Source organism: Chelatococcus composti (assembly GCF_014201415.1).
GTDB classification, from domain to species: Bacteria; Pseudomonadota; Alphaproteobacteria; order Rhizobiales; family Beijerinckiaceae; genus Chelatococcus_A; species Chelatococcus_A composti.
The window spans coordinates 214,464-233,908 of record NZ_JACHEH010000006.1 but is presented as its reverse complement, the minus strand read 5'-3'; the positions used below and the strand labels follow the sequence as shown (position 1 = coordinate 233,908).

Sequence of the window (19,445 nt, the reverse complement as noted above, 5' to 3'; positions counted from 1 at the left end):
GTGACGGGCGATGCACGGTGTCCGAGAGGTCGGCCCGTCTCGGCGCCGTGGGAGAAGCAGCATGTCGGCAACACCGGCGCGCGAGGATGACGCGGCCGCCGCCAGGGCGGCGCCATCGGGCAACGCCCTCCTGGGCATCAGCCTGATGATGCTCGGAATCTTCATGTTTTCGGTCAACGACGTGCTCGGCAAGTGGCTGGTCGCCACCTTCACGGTGGCGCAGGTGCTGCTGATCCGGAGCTTCGCTGCGCTCGTCGTGCTTGTGCCCTTTGTGTGGCGCGAGGGCCTCGGCAACATCCTTGCCCTGCCGAAACCCGGTCTGCAGCTCATTCGCGTCGTCTGCGCCACCCTGGAGGTCGTGTTCTTCTACTGGGCGGTCATCGGCCTGCCGCTCGCCGATGTCGTCACCTACTACCTCGCCGGCCCCATCTACGTGACGGCGCTGTCGGCGCTCTTCCTGCGCGAGAAGGTTGGCTGGCGACGGTGGACGGCGGTGTTCGTCGGTTTCGTCGGCGTGCTCATTGCGCTGCGGCCCTCGGCGGTGACGTTCGACATCCACGCGCTCGTTGCGCTCCTGGGCAGCATCTTCTTCGCCCTCCTCATGATCACCACCCGCCACCTGCGGGGCACGAGCGACACTGCCCTCGTCTTCTGGCAGACGCTCGGCGCGCTCGCCTTCGGCATCGTGTTCTCGCCGTTCGGATGGGTGCCGCCGACGGCGGGGGACTTCGCCCTGCTGTCGCTGCTCGGCGTGGTGGCGCTCGCTGCCCATGTCTGCGTGACGCGCGCGCTCAAGCACGCCAGCGCCTCAGTGCTGGCGCCCTATCAATACATGCTGATCGTGTGGGCGGTGGTCCTCGGCTATCTCGTCTTCGGGGACATCCCGGATGCCGCCATGCTCACGGGGGCGGCCATCATCATCGCGGCGGGCCTCTTCATCTTCCTGCGCGAGCAGGCGCTGCAGCGCCGGCGCTGAGCGGGCCGGCTCGATAAAGCGGCGGAGCCTGATAATCGCAAGCCATGTTGGAACGCCTGACGAGCAAGAGGCAGAAACAGTGACGAGCGACAACCGCAAGCAGCTGGAATCCCCTTCCTATCGACTGCCGGCGCTGGACCAAGAGTTCCTGCTCAGCGATGCGATGCGCGGGGTGCGCTTTCTGCTCGAATACGCGAAGGCCGAGGTCACGCTGCGCCGCTGGGGCGTGCGCTCCACCATCGTCGTCTTCGGGACGGCGAGGGCCAGGCCTCTCGACGACCCGGCGGCCGTCGCGGCGATGAGCGAGCGCGAGCGCAAGCAGCTCGAGCGCCGCGCCCGCTGGTATGAGGAAGCGCGCCGCTTTGGCCGCATCGCCTCCGAGCGGGGCGGCGCCATGAACCACGACGGCGACGGCCAGCGCGACAACGTCATCGCCACGGGCGGCGGGCCCGGCATCATGGAGGCGGCGAATCGGGGCGCCTTCGAGGCCGGTGCCCCCTCCATCGGCTTCAACATCACCCTGCCGCACGAGCAGGAGCCGAACGCCTATTCGACGCCCGAGCTCACATTCCGTTTCCACTATTTCGCGATGCGCAAGATGCATCTTGCCATGCGCGCCAATGCCCTCGTCGTCTTTCCGGGCGGCTTCGGCACGCTGGACGAGCTGTTCGAGCTCCTCACGCTTCTGCAGACGCAGAAGGCGCCGCGCCTGCCGGTGGTGCTCTACGACGCCAGCTACTGGCGCTCGATCATCAATTTCGAGGCGCTCGTGGACGAGGGCACCATCTCCCCGCATGATCTCGACCTGTTCGACTTCGCCGAAAGCGCCGAGGAAATATGGGACAAGCTCGTTGCCTCCGGCCTCCGGCTGCCCCCACAATCCCGCTGATCCGAATCGGCCCGAGGTAGGGGCGCCCCATGAGCGACAGCATCACCCCGCGCCAGCAGGACATCCTGGCCATCGCGCGCGTGCAGGGGCGTGTCAACGTCGAGGACCTTGCCGCGCGTTTCGAGGTCACCCCGCAGACCATCCGCAAGGATCTCAACGAGCTCTGTGACCGGCGGCTGATGACGCGCGTGCACGGCGGCGCCATCGTCGTCTCCGGCGTAGAGAACCTGTCCTACGAGGCCCGGCGCCTCATCGCCCACGCCAGCAAGCGGGCCATCGGCGAGGCGGCGGCGCGGCTCGTGCCCAACAACGCCTCACTCTTCATCAACATCGGCACGACCACGGAGGAGGTGGCGCGCGCCCTTGTCGATCACGAGGGCCTGCTCGTCATCACCAACAACCTCAATGTGGCGACGCTGCTCTATCGCCACCCGGCGATCGAGGTCATCCTTGCGGGCGGGCCGGTCCGCCGTGCCGACGGCGCCATCATCGGCTCGGCGGCGGTGGAGTTCGTGCGCCAGTTCAAGGTGGACTATGCCGTCATCGGTGCCTCGGCCATCGACGAGGACGGGGCGCTGCTCGATTTCGACTACCGGGAAGTGCGCGTGGCGCGCGCCATCATCGAGAATGCGCGCCGCGTGGTCCTCGTCGCCGATGCCCACAAGCTCGACCGCACGGCGCCGGTGCGCATCGCCGATCTGCGCGAGGTCGACGTGTTCGTCACCGACCGGCTGACCTCCGCGCCCCTGCGCGAACTGTGCAGCGAACACGGCGTGGAAGTCGTCGAGGTGGGCGAGGCCCGGAGCGACGAGACGTAGCGAGCACGGCTGCAAGATAATAGCTGCTGTCGGCAGGGTGCCATGTGTGCTCTGGCACGGACCGGTGGGCCAGAAACCGTGCCTCATGAGGCGTTGTGCGCTGAGAGGAGCGGATGATGGCACTCTACCGACAGCGACTGCCACAGCTCGACGGACGCCCCTTCCTGGCGGACGGCGGACTGGAGACCACCCTCGTCTTTCTCGAGAATGTCGATCTGCCCTGCTTCGCGGCCTTTCCCCTCCTGCTCGACCAGGAGGGGCGCCAGCGGCTGAGCGACTATTTCGTGCCCTATCTCGAGCTTGCCCGCTCCCACGGCGCAGGCTTCGTGCTCGATACCGCGACGTGGCGGGCCAATCCCGACTGGGGCGCGCGTCTCGGCTACACGCTGTCCGACCTGGCGCAGGTGCAGCGGGAGTCCGTGTCCTTCGCGGAGGCACTGCGCCGCCGCTTCGAGACCGCCGATACGCCCATCGTCATCAACGGGGTGGTCGGCCCGCGTGGCGACGGCTATGTCGCCGACACCAGCATGTCTCCGGCCGAGGCGGAGAGCTATCACGCCCACCAGGTCGCGGCACTGGCGGCGACGGAGGCCGACATGGTGAGCGCCATCACCATGACCTACGCCCGCGAGGCGGCGGGCATCGCGCGGGCGGCGCAGGCGCACGCCATGCCGGTCGTCATCTCCTTCACCGTCGAGACCGATGGCAGGCGGCCCTCTGGCGAGAGCCCGGCCGAGGCCGTCGCGCTGGTGGATGACGAGACCGGCGGCTATCCGGCCTATTACATGATCAACTGCGCGCACCCCACCCATTTCGCCGGCGTGCTCGACGAGGGGGGAACGGACGCGGCATGGCGCCGGCGCATCGGAGGCATCCGGGCCAGTGCCTCAACGATGAGCCATGCCGAGCTTGATGCCTCGCCCGAGCTCGACCCGGGCGACCCGGTCGATCTTGGGCGGCGCTACAGGCAGCTGCGCGAGGGATTGATGCAGCACGTGTGCGTGCTCGGCGGCTGCTGCGGTACCGACATCCGCCACCTGCGCGCTATCTGTGAGGAATGCCTCGCCTGAGGCGGCTCACGCAGCGATCGGCTCGGCCTTGTAGCCGGCCTCGTCGATCGCCCGGCGGACCTCGGCCTGCTCGCGAGTGGTCTTCACCGTCACCTTGCGGGCGGAAAGATCGATGGCCACCTCGGCGCGCGGGTCGAGCGCCGCGATGGCGCGCTCGATGGTCGCCACGCAGTGGCTGCAGCTCATTTCGGGAACGTGAAACACGAGCATGGAGGATCTCCGGAAGGGGTGATTTCAGCCCTGTCTACTCCCTCCCATCGTGGTAAGGTCAAGCGGCCGTGGGTCGGGGCGGGTGACCTTGACCTTCCCATCGTGGGAAGCCTCATATGAGGGGCAACCTCGCTTTCCGGGAGTTGCCGATGAAACGATCACCCGATGAGGCCGGCTCGCCCGGTGTCGCCGCCGCGGAGGGTGCCACGGTCTTCCTGCCCATCGAGGGCATGACCTGTGCCTCCTGCATGCGACGTGTCGAGAAGGCGATATCGGGCGTCTCCGGCGTCGCGGCTGCCGACGTCAATCTCGCGACGGAGCGGGCGCGCATCGCCTTCTCCGGCCGCCAGGCCGACATCGCACCCGTGGTCGCCGCCGTGGCCAGGGCCGGCTATACGGTGCCCGTCGAGACCAGCCGCTTTGCCGTCGACGGCATGACCTGCGCCTCCTGCGTGGCCCGCATCGAGAAGGTGCTCTCCGCAGTGCCCGGCGTCCTCGCGGCCAGCGTCAACCTCGCCACCGGCGAGGCCACCGTGCGTCATGTTGCCCGCACCGTTGATGCGGCGAGCCTCGTGGCGGCGGTGGAGCGCGCCGGCTATGGCATGCGCCCGCTCGACAAAGCGGCTGCCGGCAACGCCGAGGCGATCGACCGCCGCGATGCAGAGACGCGAGCCCTGCGCCGGGACGTCATCCTGGCTGCCGTGCTGACCGTGCCGGTCTTCGTCATCGAGATGGGCGGCCACATCTTTGACAGCTTTCACCACCGGGTGATGGCGCTCCTCGGCGATCTCAACTGGCCGCTGCAGTTCGCGCTGACGGCGGTGGTGCTCGTTGTGCCGGGCCGCCGCTTCTTCGCCAAGGGTGTGCCGGCCCTGCTACGCGGTGCGCCGGACATGAATGCGCTCGTGGTGCTCGGCGCCGGCGCGGCCTTCCTCTACTCGAGCGTGGCCACCTTCGCCCCCGGCCTGCTGCCGGCGGGCACCGCCTATGTCTATTTCGAGGCGGCGGCGGTCATCGTCACGCTCATCCTCGTCGGCCGCTATCTGGAGGCGCGGGCGAAGGGCCGGACCGGCGAGGCCGTGCGCCGTCTCGTCGGCCTGCAGCCGCGCACGGCCCGCGTCCTGCGCAACGGCGCCGAGCGCGAGGTTGCCATCGGCGATGTCGCCGTGGGCGATGTCGTGGTGGTGCGTCCGGGCGAGCGCATCGCAGTCGACGGCGAGGTCCTCGACGGCAGCTCCTTCGTCGACGAATCCATGATTACGGGCGAGCCGATCCCCGTCGCCAAGGCGGCGGGCGCGGAAGTCGTGGCGGGCACCGTCAACGGCACCGGCTCTTTCACCTTCCGCGCCACCAAGGTCGGCGCCGCCACGCTGCTCGCCCAGATCGTGCGCATGGTTGAGGCCGCGCAAGGGGCGAAACTGCCGATCCAGGGACTCGTCGACAAGGTCACGGCCTGGTTCGTGCCGGCCGTCGTGGCTGCGGCGGTTGCGACATTCCTCGCCTGGCTCGCGTTCGGCCCCGAGCCGGCGCTGTCGCTGGCCCTCGTCAACGCGGTCGCAGTGCTCATCATCGCCTGCCCCTGCGCCATGGGCCTTGCGACGCCAACCTCGATCATGGTCGCTACGGGTCGCGCGGCCGAGCTCGGCATCCTCTTTCGCAAGGGCGACGCCTTGCAGAGCCTGCGGGGCGTGCGCACCGTCGCCCTCGACAAGACGGGTACGCTGACCCAGGGCAGGCCGTCGCTGACGGACTTCGTCGTCGCCGACGGGTTCGATGAGGACGAGCTTCTGCGTCTCCTCGCTTCCGCCGAGGCGCGCTCGGAACATCCGATCGCCCAGGCAGTGGTGCGTGCCGCCGCCGAGCGGGGCCTCGAACTTGCGCCTGCCCAATCCTTTTCGGCCGACCCCGGCTTCGGCGTCAGCGCCGTCGTGGCCGGGCGGCGCGTCGAGGTGGGGGCAGACCGCCTGATGCAGCGGCTGGGCGTCTCCGTGGCACCCTTTGCCGAGGAGGCGGCGCGTCTTGCCGACGAGGGTCGCACGCCGCTCTACGCGGCCGTCGACGGGCGCCTTGCGGGCATCGTCGCCGTCGCCGACACGATCAAGCCCTCCACGCCTGCCGCCCTGGCGGCCCTGCATGGTCTCGGCCTCACCGTCGTGATGGTCACGGGCGACAACCGGCGCACGGCCGAGGCAGTAGCCCGGCGCCTCGGCATCGATGCGGTGGAGGCGGAGGTGCTGCCCGGCGGCAAGGTGGAGGTTGTCGAGCGGCTGAGGCGCGCCGGGCTTGTCGCTTTCGTCGGCGACGGAATCAACGACGCGCCGGCTCTCGCCGCAGCCGATGTCGGCATCGCCATCGGCACCGGCACGGATGTCGCCATCGAGAGCGCCGATGTGGTGCTGATGTCGGGCGCGCTCACCGGCGTCGCGACGGCTTTCGCCCTTTCGCGCGCGACCATGCGCAACATCGCCGAGAACCTCTTCTGGGCCTTCGCGTACAACGTTGCGCTCATCCCCGTGGCGGCCGGCGTGCTCTATCCGGCCTTCGGCATCCTGCTGTCGCCGATGCTGGCCGCCGGGGCGATGGCCCTGTCGAGTGTCTTCGTCGTCACCAACGCCTTGCGGCTACGGCGCTTCTCGCCGCCACGCGAGGCCATCGCCCGAAGCTGAGGAGTGACTCATGAATATCGGCGAAGCCGCGGCCGCCTCGGGAGTCTCGGCCAAGATGATCCGCTACTATGAACGGATCGGCCTCTCAGCGGCGTGGCGCGCACCGAGGCGGGCTATCGCGTCTATTCGACGAGCGACATCCACCGGCTGCGCTTCATCCGCCGGGCGCGCGACCTCGGTTTCTCGGTCAGGGAGATCGCCGAGCTGCTCGCCCTGTGGGCCGATCACGGCCGGGCCAGTGCGGACGTGAAGCGTATCGCCGTCGCCCACATTGCCGAGCTTGAGGAAAAGATGCGCCAGATCCGCGAGATGGTGAGCACGCTCCGGCATCTTGCGGACCACTGCCACGGCGACCACCGGCCCGACTGCCCTATCCTCGACAGCCTCGCCGAAGGTGGACCCGATGAGGCATCGCGACACGCGGCGGCAGAGCATTCTGCGCGCATGTGACGACAGTATGCTCAGCCTGGATTGAAGGTCGTCGCCCCGAGGCGGTGGCGCAGCTCGATGGCGTGAAACTGCGCGAAGGCATGCGTCAGCCAGTCTCTCAGGCAACCGCGGGCCACCGGCGAGGGCAGGCCGTGTCTGGCGTCCGTCGCCTCGACGAACCCGAGCCCCCCGCGCTCCAGCCGCCGCAGGATCGACGACGCGATCGGCAGGATCGTCAGGGAATGCTCGAAGCGGCCGAAGCCTGAATTGGCATTTTCGCAGACGTGCCCATTGAGCACGACGATGGTTTCAGCCGGGGTGATGCGCGCGCTGAGCTGCGTGGCGTGGATGGCGAACTCCTCCAGCGTCCGCCCGTGTAGCAGCAGCACCAGCTTGAAATCGCGCAGTGCGGCTTCCGAGGCGAAGTCCGTCTGTTCCACGAGATCGAGGAACGGATCGTAGAATCCGTGCCACAGGTCGACGACGCGGGGCTCCGGGCCCGCTCTCAGCATGCCCTCGAACAGCCGCATCTGCCCGACCGATGTGGCGAGGTTGACGACCTCGGCTGCCCCCTTAGTCGCGGCGGCCAGCATTGCATCGTGCGGGTTGGCATCGAAGGCGAGCGGCGGTCGACCGCTCGCCCGGCAGAACTCCAGGAAGAGTCGCGCAGAGAGTGTCTTGCCGACGTGCGCCCGGGGCCCGCAGGCGATGAAGATGGGCGTCCAGCCGCTCATGACAACGTGTCGCATAGCAGCGTCCAGATCGTTGCCTCGGCTTTGCTCAGCTTCGCTTGCCGGGCGACGCTGTCAGGATGTCGGCGAGCTGCACCCGGTCGAACTCCGCGTAGACGGCACGCAGCCAGGTGCGGACATAGCCGCGCAGCACGAAGGAATAGCCGGCCTCCTCGCCGTCACGCGTCCTGTCGGCGACAAAGGACGAAAAGCTCGTCCCCGCCAGCTCAACCTGTTCGTAGGCCATCTCGTTGAGCTTGGGGATGACGATCTCGCCGGCGCATCTGATCTTACCGAAATAGGCCTTTGCTGTCGCAGGGCTCCAGTCGAAGAAGGTCGTGTCGTTCACCTTGTTCTTCACGAGGAAGTACTGGGCATCCCCCGTGAAGGGTACGGCCTCGGCGATCTCGTCCAGGGAGGCGATCGATGGCCCGAGGACATGCAGGACGATGAAGTTGAAGCGCTTTTCGGCCACCGCGTCGAGAAAGCCCATGTCGCGCAGGGCGGCGAGCGTCCGCAACATCTGGCCGGCGCGCACATCGATGACGCTCGCCTTCACGTCCGTGCGTGCCAGCGTGTCGATGATGCGCATCTGGCCAGCCGTCTGCGACAGGTCAACGATCTCGGTGATGTCCGGGTGGAAGCGTTGCAGCGTGCCGCGAGGCGTTTCGGTGTCGAAAGCTCGGGGTAATACATTGCGCTCGATAAGATAGTCGAGAAGACCGCGGCACGTCGTGGTCTTGCCCACGCCGCCCTTGTCGGCGCCGACCAGGATAACCGAATGTTTCATGAAACGACCCCAAGAAAATTCTGGCTTTGGACAACCGGATGATTGAAAGCAAAATCATTATTCGCGCAGAGGTTGTAGTTCGTCAAGAATGCAATTTGAGTGGCGGGGTGCTGCTGCGACGCCGGTTCGTCATGCAGCGGTAATCTCCGCGCCCTAGCTGGGTCTCACGGTGCCCCGTTGCGGGCCTGTCGCCCAGGGAAACCATGGAGAAACGCGTCCATCATCGCCTTGTCCTGCTGCTGTCGTGCCTCGGATGCGCGGCTTCCCTCGCCACCCTTCCGATCGCCTTGGCCCTCGGCGGCGCGTTCGCCGATCTGCCGCCCCTGCCGGTGCTGACAGGCGGGCTGGCGGTGCAGGCGCTGGTTGTCTTCGCACTCGCCGCCCATCTCGGCCTCAAGGCCGCCGGGCGCGTCGGGCTTGCCGGAGCGCCGCTGCTGGCTGCGCTCGTCGGCGGCCGGTCCGTGCCGCTGGCGGACGCGCGGCTCGCGCGGGCAATCGCCGCGGGTCTCGGTGTCGGCCTGCTGACCGTTGTTCTCGACGGGGTTCTGTTCCGTGGAGCGCTTTCGCCGGCAGTCGCGGCCTTCGCCGAGATCGCGCCGTGGAAGCGCCTGCTCGCCGGCATGCTCTATGGCGGCATCGCCGAGGAGATCCTGCTGCGCCTTTTCCTGCTCTCGGCGCTTGTCTATCTTCGGGCTCGCGGCTGGCGATCCGGCGCACGGGCCGGCGCCGGGCACGTTGCGTTCGCCATCGCCGTGGCTGCCCTCGTCTTCGGACTGGGCCATCTGCCGGCGACAGCTGCACTTTCTCCGCTCACGCCGGCCATCGTCGCGCGGGCCCTGCTGACCACGGACTCGTGGGCGTGGTCTGCGGTCTTCTCTTCGTCCGGCGCGGGCTGGAGGCCGCGATGGCCGCCCATGCGGCTGCGCACCTTCCGCTGCAGCTCTTGCCTCTGTTGTTCGCGACGGGCTGAGCGGCGGCCGGCATGACCGTTCTGCCAATGAAAAAGGGCCGCGTGGCGGCCCTTGTGCGACCGAGTGTTCTGGCCCGACGGGCAGGGCCGACTCAGGCGGCCTGCGCGAGCGCAGCCGCTTCCAGCGCCACGGCTGCGGACTGGATGATGGCGGCAAAGCGCACCGCCGTCTGCACGGCGGCCGTCGAAACGCCGGCTTCCCGCAGAACCTTCTCGTGCGCATCGATGCACATGCCGCAGCCGTTGATGGCCGAGACGGCCAGGGACCACAGCTCGAAGTCGACCTTGTCGACGCCCGGGTTGCCGATGACGTTCATGCGCAGCTTCGCCGGCATGGTGCCGTATTCCTTGTTCGAGGCAAGGTGCACGAAGCGATAGTAGACGTTGTTCATCGCCATGATGGCGGCAGCGGCGCGGGCGGCGTCGAGCGCGGCCGGCGACAGCCTGGCCTTCGCCTCCGCCTCGCAGGCGGTGGCCACCTCGGCATTGCGCGTGGCGATGCCGCAGGCGAGGATGAGGCCGTACTTCTGCTGGTCCGTCAGGGTTTCGTCCTGCGCCAGGGACGAGAGGTTGAGCCGCACGTCCTTGGCGAAATCGGGAATCTTGCTCTTCAGCGTCTCGAGCGACATCGCGTGCAAATCCTTGGCTTGGGAGGGGCCGGGCGCGGGGCGCCCGGCCTTGCTGCTCACGCGGCCTTCAGCGTGGCGCCGCCGATCTCGCGGTTGCAGGGGCAGAGCTCGTCCGTCTGCAGGGCGTCGAGAACGCGCAGCGTGTCCTTGGGGTTGCGGCCGACGTTGAGGTTGGTCGCGTAGACGTGCTGGATGGTGTTCTCGTTGTCGACGATGAAGGTGTAGCGATAGGCGACGCCCTCGGGCGAACGCACGCCGAGGCCGTCAACCAGCGAGCCGTTCGTGTCGGCGAAGGACCAGATCGGCAGCTTATCGAGGTCGGGGTGGCTGCGGCGCCAGGCGAGCTTGCAGAACTCGTTGTCCGTCGAGCCGCCGAGGACCACGCAGTCACGGTCCGCGAACTCCTGGGCGAGGCGGGCGAATTCGGCGATCTCGGTCGGGCAGACGAAGGTGAAGTCCTTCGGATAGAAGAAGATCACCTTCCACTTGCCGGGAAAGCTCTGCTCCGTGATCGTCTCGAAGGCGCTCTCGCCGTTCTCCTCGTGGTGATTGAAGCCGGGCTTGACGCCGGTGACGCTAAACGAGGGGAGCTTGTCGCCGATTCCGAGCATTTCGCTTCTCCGCAAAGCAAATGGCTGCGCTGCGCTCTGTCGCGCTCGCGCCGCCAAGGGAAGAAAGGGGCTGAAGAAGCCGCGGACGCGGCTTCGGTGCAGTGCACAACCGCGCACGGCAGCGCGACAATAACCACCCGGCGCGGAATGTAAATTGCGCAGGCCGCATGGCGGGCCCGGCGGGACGAAATAGCTCACCGGCGGGGCGGGCCCCCGCCGCGGCGCGTCGGTGTCGCGTTGCCGCGAATGGGGAACGGGGACGACCGCTCCCTCATTCTCCCATTGCGATGAGGCTCGCGTTGCCGCCGGCGGCGGCGGTGTTGACCGTCACTGTCTGCTCCGTCGCGAAACGCAGCAGATAGTGCGGCCCGCCGGCCTTCGGCCCCGTGCCGGACAGGCCGTGGCCGCCGAAGGGCTGGGTGCCGACCACCGCGCCGATGATGTTGCGGTTGACGTAGACGTTGCCAGTCTGCAGCCGCGCGACGATGTGCTCGACCGTTTCCTCGATGCGCGAATGGATGCCGAGCGTCAGGCCGTAGCCCGTGGCCTCGATGGCCGCGATCACGTCATCGAGCCGGTTCGCCTTGTAGCGCACGACGTGCAGGATAGGGCCGAAGACCTCCTCCTTGAGGTCGCCGGGGCTGGCCAGCTCGAAGATGTGCGGGCCTACATAGGTACCGGGCGTCGGGCCCGGGATGGCGAGATGCGTGCGGGCGTTCGCCTTCATCGCGGCGATGTGCGCCTCGAGCTTCGCCTTCGCCTCGGCGTCGATCACCGGGCCCACATGGACCGACGGGTCGCGCGGGTCGCCCACCTTGAGCTCGCGTGCCGCGCCGACGACCATCTCGATCATGCGGTCCGCCACGTCCTCCTGCACGCACATGAGCCGCAGCGCCGAGCAGCGCTGGCCGGCCGAGCGGAAGGCGGAGGTCACGACATCGTCGGCCACCTGCTCGGGCAGGGCGGTGGCATCGACGATCATGGCATTGATGCCGCCCGTCTCGGCGATGAGCGGCACGATCGGCCCGTCCTTGGCGGCGAGCGTGCGGTTGATGATGCGCGCAACCTCCGTCGAGCCGGTGAAGGCCACACCGGCGACGGCCGGATGCGCCACCAGCCGGGCGCCGATGCGCCCGTCGCCGGGCACGTAGTGAAGGGCGCTCTTCGGCACGCCGGCCTCGTGCAGCAGCGTCACCGCCTCATGGGCGATGATGGGCGTCTGCTCGGCAGGCTTGGCGACAACGGAATTGCCGGCAACGAGCGCGGCCGTCACCTGGCCCATGAAGATGGCGAGGGGGAAGTTCCAGGGGGAGATGCAGACGAAGGGCCCCCGCCCGCGCAGCACGAGGCGGTTCTCCTCGCCGGTCGGGCCGGGCAGGGCCATGCTCTCGCCAAAGAGCCGTTCGGCCTGCCGGGCGTAGTAGCGGCAGAAGTCCACCGCCTCGCGCAGGTCCGCCACCGCATCGTCAAGCGTCTTGCCCGCCTCCGTCTGCAGCAGGTTGATGAACAGGCCGCGCCGCGCCTCGAGCAGGTCGGACGCCTTGCGGATGGCCTCGGCGCGCGTTGCGGCAGGCGTCGCCGCCCAGGCCGCGAAGCCGGCCCTGGCCGCCGCCATCGCCGCATCGGCTGTGGCCTCGTCCGCATCCTCCACGATGCCGGCGACGGTCTTGCCGTCAATAGGGCTGATGACCTCGCGCCGCGTGCCGGGGCGCGATTCGCCGTCGACGAGGGCCCGGGCCGGGGCCGTCGGCAGGCCCGCCTTCTGCAGATCGTCCATGAGCCGTTCGAACTCCTCCGCGTGGCCGAACTCGACGCCGGCCGAATTGATGCGTGATCCATAGAGCGCGGCCGGCAGGGGCAGGCGCGGGTTGGCGGCCGCCTCGGGCGAGCCGATGATCGCCGCCGGCCGTTTGAGGATGTCGGCGATCGGCACATTCGGGTCCGCCGCCACGGACACGAAGGAGGAGTTGGCGCCGTTCTCGAGCAGGCGGCGCACCAGATAGGCGAGAAGGTCACGGTGCCCGCCAACCGGCGCATAGGTCCGGCAGGCGGCGCCCGGCAGGGTCTGGAGCAGCTTGCCGTAGAGCGCCTCGCCCATGCCGTGCAGTCGCTGGAACTCGAAACCCTCCACCTTGCCGGCGCGCTCGACGATGCTGGCCACGGTGAGCGCGTTGTGCGTGGCGAACTGCGGGAAGATGCGCGGGCGCAGGGCCAGCAGCTTTTCGGCGCAGGCCATGTAATGGAGGTCTGTCATCGCCTTGCGCGTGAAGACGGGATAGCCGGAAAGGCCGCGCTCCTGCGCGCGCTTGATCTCCGTGTCCCAATAGGCGCCCTTGACGAGGCGCACCATGAACCGGCGGTCATGGTGCTCGGCGAGCGCGGCGATCCAGTCGATCACTGCGGCAGCGCGCTTCTGGTAGGCCTGGATGGCGAGGCCGAAGCCGTCCCAGCCGGCGAGGGAAGGCGAGGCGACGACGGCGGCGATGACGTCGAGCGACAGCTCCAGCCGGTCCGCCTCCTCGGCGTCGATGGTGAAGTTGAGGTCGTAGCTTTTGGCCTTCTCCGCGAGCGCGACCACCTGCGGCACCAGCTCGGCCATCACCCGCGCGCGGCTCACCGCCTCGTAGCGAGGATGCAGCGCCGAGAGCTTGACGGAAATGCCGGGGCGGTTCGGCAACGGCTCGTTACCGGCTGCCCGGCCGATGGCGTCGATGGCATCGGCATAGGAGCGCCAGTAGCGGTCGGCATCCTCCTTCGTGCGGGCGCCCTCGCCCAGCATGTCGAAGGAATAGCGATAGATGCGCCCGGCGCTCGACTGGGCGCGCTTCAGCGCCTCCTCGATGGTCTGGCCGAGCACGAAGTGGTTGCCGAGCACGCGCATGGCCTGGCGCGTGGCCGTACGCACTGCTGGCAGGCCGATGCGCTTGGCGAGTTGGCCAAGGATGCCCTCGGGCGTCTCGCCGGGCTGGATGATGCGCGCCGTGACACCGAGGGCCCAGGCCGAGGCCGAGACGAGGAAGGCGTCGGACTTCGCCTCGTGGCGGGCGAAGTCGCCCTGGCCGAGCTTGTCCTCGATCAGCCGGTCGGCAGTGGCGCTGTCGGGCACGCGCAGCAGCGCCTCGGCCAGCACCATGAGCGCGAGACCCTCGCGGGTGGACAGCGAATATTCGCGCAGCAGCTCCTCGACGCCGCCGAGCCCGCCGCTCTTTGAACGGATGGCCTCGATCAGGCTCGTCGCCAAGGCGTCGATGCGGCGCTCGCGCTCCGGCTCCAGCGTGGACCGGGCCATGAGATCGCGGGCGATGGCGACATCGTCGGGCGCGAAGGGAGCACGGAAGGGCGGCATGGCTGGATGGAACTGGCTGGTGGCGGAACGCATCGACGATCAAACTCCATGGGGAGATCGTTACGATAGCCCGGAAGTAGCCGGTTTTCGATTTGACGAAATCGGCAAACGGCCACAAAAATCGCTATGAAACGGGCTATCCATAGCGAAAGGCGCAAGTGCTCGACAGGACCGACAAGCGCATCCTCACCGTCCTGCAGGCGGACGGCCGCATTTCCACCGTGGAGCTGGCCGAGCGAATCGGCCTGTCGCCGACGGCGACGAGCGAGCGGCTGAAGCGTCTGACGCGCGAGGGCTACATCACCGGCTACGGTGCGCGGCTCGACCCGCGCAAGCTCGGCCTCGAGCTGCTGGTCTTTGTCGAGGTGTCGCTCGACAAGACGACGCCCGACATCTTCGAGCGGTTCGCCGAGGCCGTGCGGCGCGCGCCGGAGGTGCTGGAGTGCCACATGGTGGCCGGCGGCTTCGACTATCTCGTCAAGACGCGGGTGGCCGACATGGCAGCCTACCGCCGCTTCCTCGGCGACGTGCTGCTGTCGCTGCCCGGCGTCACCGAGACGCGCACCTATGCCGTCATGGAAGAGGTCAAGAGCGACGGTGCGCTGCCCGTTAATTAGGCAACAGGCCAGCGCCGAGGGCAGGCGTCAGGATACGAAACGCTTTGTGACCGGCCCGACGGGGGCATCGTCCTTGACAGGGGCAAAGGGCCCGTCACGATCAGTTCCAGGCGCTTTGCACCGCCCGTTCCGGTACGAATATTGCTTCGATAACGATGACGCGGCCCTACGCGTCCAACGCTTCCAGACTGGAGTCCGCCCGATGTCCCTTCTGTCCGTGTTGAGCCCCTTCGGTCAGTGTCGCCGCAGCGTTCTGAGGACCTTCGCCGGCGTGCTCGCCGGCGCCGCCGCGCTCTGGACCGGTGCGGCCGCGGCGCAGACACCGCTGCGCTTCACGCTCGACTGGCGGTTCGAGGGTCCGGCAGCGCCGTTTCTCGTGGCCATCGACAAGGGCTACTTCAAGGAAGAGGGCCTCGACGTCACCATCGACACCGGCAATGGCTCGCGCGATGTCATCCCGCGCGTCGCGTCCGGCACCTACGACATGGGCTTTGGCGACATCAACTCGCTGGTGCGCTTCCGCGACGAGAATCCCAACGTCGACGTGAAGGCGGTGATGATGGTCTACGACCGGCCGCCCTTCGCCATCATCGGCCGCAAGAGCCGCGGCATCTCCACCGATCCCAAGAGCCTCGAGGGCAAGACCTTCGGCGCCCCGGTCGCCGACGGAGCGTTCGCCCAGTGGCCGATCTTCAAGGAGGTGAACGGGCTCGACGATTCCAAGATGAAGTTCGAGAACGTCGGCTTCCCGGTGCGCGAGCCGATGCTGGCCTCGGGCGAGGTCGACGCCATCTTCGGCTTCGCCATGTCGTCACTCATCAATCTCAAGTCGCGCGGTGTCGCTGTGGACGACATCGTGGTCATGCTGATGGGCGACTATGGCGTCGAGCTGTACGGCAACGCCATCATGGTCTCGTCCAGGTTCGCCGAGGAGAATCCGCAGGCCGTCAAGGGCTTCCTGCGTGCCTTCGTGCGCGGCCTCAAGGACACTATCGCCAATCCTTCCGCCGCGGTCGACAGCGTCATCAAACGCAACGACGTCGCCAAGAAGGAGGTGGAGCTGGAGCGCCTGCAGATGAACCTTGCCCAGAACGTCGTCACGCCCTGGGTCAAGGAGCACGGCTTCGGTGACATCGATCCGGCGCGGTTCGAGAAGGCGCTGGAGCAGATCGGCCTTACCTTCACGTTCAAGAAGAAGCCGGTGGCCAGCGAGATCTTCGTCGACACCTACCTGCCTCCGCTCGCCGAGCGGATGGTGGACTGACCGTTCCCTCGCCGCGTCCATCCCGGCCGCCTCTGGCGGCCGGTTCCCGTGGCCAAGGAAAGGTGACCCGCTTGAATGCCTTCGTCGCCCTGAAGGACGTCACGCACGCCTACGGCAGTGGTGACGGCTTTCCCGCCGTCGAGCACCTGTCGCTCTCCATCGCCGAGGGCGAGTTCGCCGCCGTTGTCGGCCCGTCCGGCTGCGGCAAGTCCACGCTGATGAAGCTCGCCACGGGCCTGCAGTTTCCCCGCGCTGGGACGATCCTCGTCGGCGGGGCGCCGGTGACGGAGCCGGTGCGCATCGCGGGCATGGCCTTCCAGAACCCGACGCTGCTGCCCTGGCGTACCACGCTCGAGAACCTGCTCCTGCCGCTCGAGATCGTCGAGCCGCACCGCAGCCGCCTGAAGCGGGAGCGCGCCGCCTACGTCTCCAGGGCCGAGCAGCTGCTGGCAAAGGTGGGCCTCGCCGGGCAGGGCGGGAAATACCCGTGGGAGCTCTCGGGCGGCATGCAGCAGCGTGCCTCGCTGTGCCGCGCGCTCATCCACGAGCCGCGGCTCCTCCTCCTCGACGAGCCCTTCGGGGCGCTCGATGCGTTCACGCGCGAGGAGCTGTGGTGCGTGATCCGCGACCTGCACGCCGAACGGCGCATGACGGTGGTTCTCGTCACCCACGACCTGCGCGAGGCCGTCTTCCTCGCCGACCGCATCTTCTGCATGAGCGCGCGTCCCGGCCGCGTCGTTGCCGAGCGGGTGGTCGACTTTCCCCGCCCGCGCGACCTCGAGATCACCTACACGAAGGCCTTCATCGACATCGTGCATGAGCTGCGCGGCCATATCGCCGATGCGAGGAAGACAGCATGAACGCCGAGGCCGATTCCGTATCCGCCGCAGCAGAGGCCGAGGCCCGCGCCGTGCGCGAGGCGGCGGCGCGCGCCAGGGCGTCACGGGCACGCCGGCTCATGCTGGCGCCGTGGCTCTGCACCATCGGCTTCTTCCTGCTGTGGGAGGCCGCCTGCCGGATTTTCGGCGTCTCCTCCTACGTCCTGCCGACGCCGAGCGACATTCTGGATGCCATCGTCGCCTACTGGTGGCCGCTGCTGTTCCACTCCTTCCACACGCTCTGGATGACAACGGCGGGCTTTGTCATCGCCATCGTCTTCGGTCTCGTGCTCGGCCTGGCGCTGGGTGCCTCGCGCTTTGTCCACGCCGGGGTCTACCCGCTTCTCGTCGGCTTCAACGCCATCCCCAAGGTGGCGGTGGTGCCGATCCTCGTCATCCGGTTCGGCGTCGGCTGGCTGCCGGCGGTGCTGACCGCCTTCATGATCTCCTTCTTCCCCATCGTCGTGAATGTCGCCACCGGGCTCGCCACCATCGAGCCGGAGGTGGAGGACGTGCTGCGGGCGCTGGGCGCGCGCAAGCTCGACATCATGCTGAAGGTGGGGGTGCCGCGCTCGCTGCCCTACTTCTTCGGCTCGCTGAAGGTGGCCATCACGCTCGCCTATGTCGGCTCGGTGATCGCCGAGTACAACGCCTCGCGCAACGGCATCGGCAACCTGATGGCGCGCGCCAGCGCGGACTTCAACGTGCCGCTCCTGTTCGCCGCCCTCATCGCGCTCGCCGTGCTCGGCATCATGATCTACGCCGTGATGGCGTGGCTGGAGCGGCGCATGACCGGCTGGGCCCAGCGCTCGCAGTTCGCCGCCTGACCGGGCGCACGCCGGCATGGCGGTCCGGCAGCGCTTTGCCTATAAACACGGCAGTCCCAAGGCAGGCGGGGGTGCCGATGCTGCCCGACATTCGCGACTACGAGGCGCTCGTCGCCGGCTTTCGCTGGCATATTCCCGCCCGCTACAATATCGGCGTCGATTGCTGCGACCGCTGGGCGGCCGCGGAGCCGGGACGGCCGGCCATCATCGAGGTGTCCCGCGACGGTAGGGTCGAGGCCCTGACCTACGACGGCCTGCGGCGCTGCTCGAACCGTCTCGCCAACGCGCTCGCCCGCCGCGGCGTCGCCGCCGGGGACCGGGTGGCGATCCTGCTGCCGCAGTCGCGGCAGGTGGCGATCGCCCACATGGCCATCTACAAGCTGGGCGCCATCGCCCTGCCGCTTGCCGTGCTGTTCGGCGTCGATGCCTTGAGCTACCGCCTCGCCGATGCCGGCGCGCGCGCCATCATCACCAATTCGGCTGGCCTTGCGACACTCGCGGCCATCGACGTGCCGCTGCCCGAGCTCTCCGTCGTCGTCAGCACGGACGGACCGGACAGGGCGGCCTTCGGCTTCGACGAGATTCTCGCGGAGGCGGAGGAGGACTTCGTGCCGCGCGACACGGGGCCGGACGATCCGGCCATGATGATCTACACCTCCGGCACCACCGGCAATCCGAAAGGGGCCCTGCACGGCCACCGCGTGCTGCTCGGCCACCTGCCGGGCGTGGAAATGCCGCACGAATTCCTGCCCCAGCCCGGGGACAGGCTGTGGACGCCGGCGGACTGGGCCTGGGCGGGCGGCCTTCTCAACGTGCTGCTGCCCGGCCTGCACCACGGCGTGCCCGTGGTGGCGCGCAAGTTCGAGAAATTCGACCCCGAGGAAGCCTTCGACCTCATGGCGCGACTTAAGGTGCGCAACGCCTTCATTCCGCCGACGGCGCTCAGGATGCTGCGCAGCGTGCCGCGACCGGCTGCCCGCTTCGACCTTTCCCTGCGCACGCTCGCCTCCGGCGGCGAATCGCTGGGGGAGGCGACCTTCGTGTGGGGGCGTGAGGAGCTCGGGCTCACCATCAACGAGTTCTATGGCCAGACGGAGTGCAACCTGGTGCTCGCGTCCTGCGCGGCCATCGGCATCTCGCGCGCCGGAGCCATCGGCAAGCCGGTACCCGGCCACACGGTGGCCGTGATCCGCCCCGACGGCACGCGCTGCGAGCCGGGGGAACTCGGCCAGATCGCGGTGCTGCGGCCCGATCCCGTCATGTTCCTCGCCTACTGGCGCCGGCCGGAGGCGACGCGCGACAAGTTCGTCGGCGACTGGATGACAACGGGCGACCAGGGCTCAATGGACGAGGACGGTTACATCCACTTCGTCGGCCGCGACGACGACGTCATCACCTCGTCGGGCTATCGCATCGGCCCCGGCGAGATCGAGGATTGCCTCATCAAGCACGAGGCGGTCGCTCTTGCCGCCGTCGTCGGCAAGCCGGACCCGGTGCGCACAGAGATCGTGAAGGCCTTCATCGTGCTGCGGGAGGGCTACGAGCCGTCAGAAGCGCTCGCCGACGACATCAAGGCCTTCGTGCGCGAGCGCCTGTCCGCCCACGAATATCCGCGCGAGATCGCCTTTCGCGACGAGCTGCCGTTGACGACAACCGGCAAGGTCATCCGCCGGCTGCTGCGCTCCGAAGCCTGAAACAAAAAAGGCCGCCCGGAGGCGGCCTTC

At 68.3% G+C, this 19,445-nt stretch carries 17 protein-coding genes and 1 pseudogene; 12 read left to right on the top strand and 6 right to left on the bottom strand.

The window, feature by feature from the left end:
• The first annotated feature begins 61 nt into the window (after positions 1-61).
• The 4 genes from HNQ73_RS14340 (at position 62) to HNQ73_RS14325 (ending at position 3,753) form a co-directional block, all read left to right on the top strand.
• Positions 62-976 carry a DMT family transporter gene (locus tag HNQ73_RS14340; protein ID WP_183335563.1) on the top strand — a complete coding sequence of 305 codons (915 nt, stop codon included), beginning with the start codon at positions 62-64 and terminating at the stop codon, positions 974-976.
• 163 nt (positions 977-1,139) lie between these two features.
• Positions 1,140-1,865 (top strand): LOG family protein, encoded by a 726-nt coding sequence (locus tag HNQ73_RS14335; protein WP_210305303.1) that lies wholly within the window; start codon positions 1,140-1,142, stop codon positions 1,863-1,865.
• Positions 1,866-1,894: 29 nt separating this feature from the next.
• Complete coding sequence (locus HNQ73_RS14330; RefSeq protein ID WP_183335561.1) at positions 1,895-2,683, top strand: DeoR/GlpR family DNA-binding transcription regulator; 789 nt, start codon at positions 1,895-1,897, stop codon at positions 2,681-2,683.
• A 116-nt stretch (positions 2,684-2,799) separates the two neighbouring features.
• Positions 2,800-3,753: a homocysteine S-methyltransferase family protein gene (locus tag HNQ73_RS14325; RefSeq protein ID WP_183335560.1), complete on the top strand. Its 954-nt coding sequence runs from the start codon at positions 2,800-2,802 to the stop codon at positions 3,751-3,753.
• Positions 3,754-3,759: 6 nt separating this feature from the next.
• Here the strand turns inward: HNQ73_RS14325 and HNQ73_RS14320 are convergent, their stop codons facing one another.
• On the bottom strand, positions 3,760-3,963 hold the full coding sequence (locus HNQ73_RS14320; RefSeq protein WP_183335559.1) for a heavy-metal-associated domain-containing protein: 204 nt from the start codon (positions 3,961-3,963) through the stop codon (positions 3,760-3,762).
• A 149-nt stretch (positions 3,964-4,112) separates the two neighbouring features.
• On the opposite strand from HNQ73_RS14320, the gene HNQ73_RS14315 reads away from it, so the two are divergent.
• Entirely contained in the window at positions 4,113-6,629 is a 2,517-nt protein-coding gene (locus HNQ73_RS14315) for a heavy metal translocating P-type ATPase (protein ID WP_183335558.1), read from the top strand.
• Positions 6,630-6,639: 10 nt separating this feature from the next.
• Positions 6,640-7,079, top strand: a pseudogene (gene cueR / locus HNQ73_RS14310) (Cu(I)-responsive transcriptional regulator).
• An 11-nt stretch (positions 7,080-7,090) separates the two neighbouring features.
• On the opposite strand, the gene HNQ73_RS14305 reads toward cueR, so the two are convergent.
• On the bottom strand, positions 7,091-7,807 hold the full coding sequence (locus tag HNQ73_RS14305) for a hypothetical protein (RefSeq protein ID WP_183335557.1): 717 nt from the start codon (positions 7,805-7,807) through the stop codon (positions 7,091-7,093).
• A gap of 31 nt (positions 7,808-7,838) precedes the next feature.
• Positions 7,839-8,579 (bottom strand): P-loop NTPase family protein, encoded by a 741-nt coding sequence (locus HNQ73_RS14300; protein WP_183335556.1) that lies wholly within the window; start codon positions 8,577-8,579, stop codon positions 7,839-7,841.
• 203 nt (positions 8,580-8,782) lie between these two features.
• Here HNQ73_RS14300 and HNQ73_RS14295 point away from each other — a divergent pair, with 203 nt between their 5' ends.
• Entirely contained in the window at positions 8,783-9,565 is a 783-nt protein-coding gene (locus tag HNQ73_RS14295) for a CPBP family glutamic-type intramembrane protease (protein ID WP_183335555.1), read from the top strand.
• Between the two features lie 76 nt (positions 9,566-9,641).
• Here HNQ73_RS14295 and ahpD read toward each other — a convergent pair whose 3' ends face one another.
• The 3 genes from ahpD to putA all read right to left on the bottom strand — a co-directional run bounded on the left by ahpD (position 9,642) and on the right by putA (position 14,168).
• On the bottom strand, positions 9,642-10,178 hold the full coding sequence (gene ahpD / locus HNQ73_RS14290; RefSeq protein WP_183335554.1) for an alkylhydroperoxidase, AhpD family: 537 nt from the start codon (positions 10,176-10,178) through the stop codon (positions 9,642-9,644).
• Between the two features lie 56 nt (positions 10,179-10,234).
• A complete protein-coding gene (locus HNQ73_RS14285) occupies positions 10,235-10,789 on the bottom strand; it encodes a peroxiredoxin (RefSeq protein WP_183335553.1) in 555 nt (184 codons plus the stop codon).
• Positions 10,790-11,060: 271 nt separating this feature from the next.
• Positions 11,061-14,168, bottom strand: a complete 3,108-nt coding sequence (gene putA, locus HNQ73_RS14280; protein ID WP_183335552.1) for a bifunctional proline dehydrogenase/L-glutamate gamma-semialdehyde dehydrogenase PutA — start codon at positions 14,166-14,168, stop codon at positions 11,061-11,063.
• Positions 14,169-14,293: 125 nt separating this feature from the next.
• On the opposite strand from putA, the gene HNQ73_RS14275 reads away from it, so the two are divergent.
• The 5 genes from HNQ73_RS14275 to HNQ73_RS14255 all read left to right on the top strand — a co-directional run bounded on the left by HNQ73_RS14275 (position 14,294) and on the right by HNQ73_RS14255 (position 19,415).
• Entirely contained in the window at positions 14,294-14,752 is a 459-nt protein-coding gene (locus HNQ73_RS14275; RefSeq protein WP_183335551.1) for an Lrp/AsnC ligand binding domain-containing protein, read from the top strand.
• Positions 14,753-14,954: 202 nt separating this feature from the next.
• Entirely contained in the window at positions 14,955-16,016 is a 1,062-nt protein-coding gene (locus HNQ73_RS14270; protein WP_244650214.1) for an ABC transporter substrate-binding protein, read from the top strand.
• Between the two features lie 71 nt (positions 16,017-16,087).
• Positions 16,088-16,876, top strand: a complete 789-nt coding sequence (locus tag HNQ73_RS14265) for an ABC transporter ATP-binding protein (protein WP_183335617.1) — start codon at positions 16,088-16,090, stop codon at positions 16,874-16,876.
• Positions 16,877-16,974: 98 nt separating this feature from the next.
• The gene (locus HNQ73_RS14260) at positions 16,975-17,721 is read left to right on the top strand and encodes an ABC transporter permease (RefSeq protein WP_244650222.1); all 747 of its coding nucleotides are present in this window, start codon (positions 16,975-16,977) and stop codon (positions 17,719-17,721) included.
• A 77-nt stretch (positions 17,722-17,798) separates the two neighbouring features.
• Entirely contained in the window at positions 17,799-19,415 is a 1,617-nt protein-coding gene (locus HNQ73_RS14255) for an acyl-CoA synthetase (protein WP_183335549.1), read from the top strand.
• Positions 19,416-19,445 lie beyond the last annotated feature (30 nt).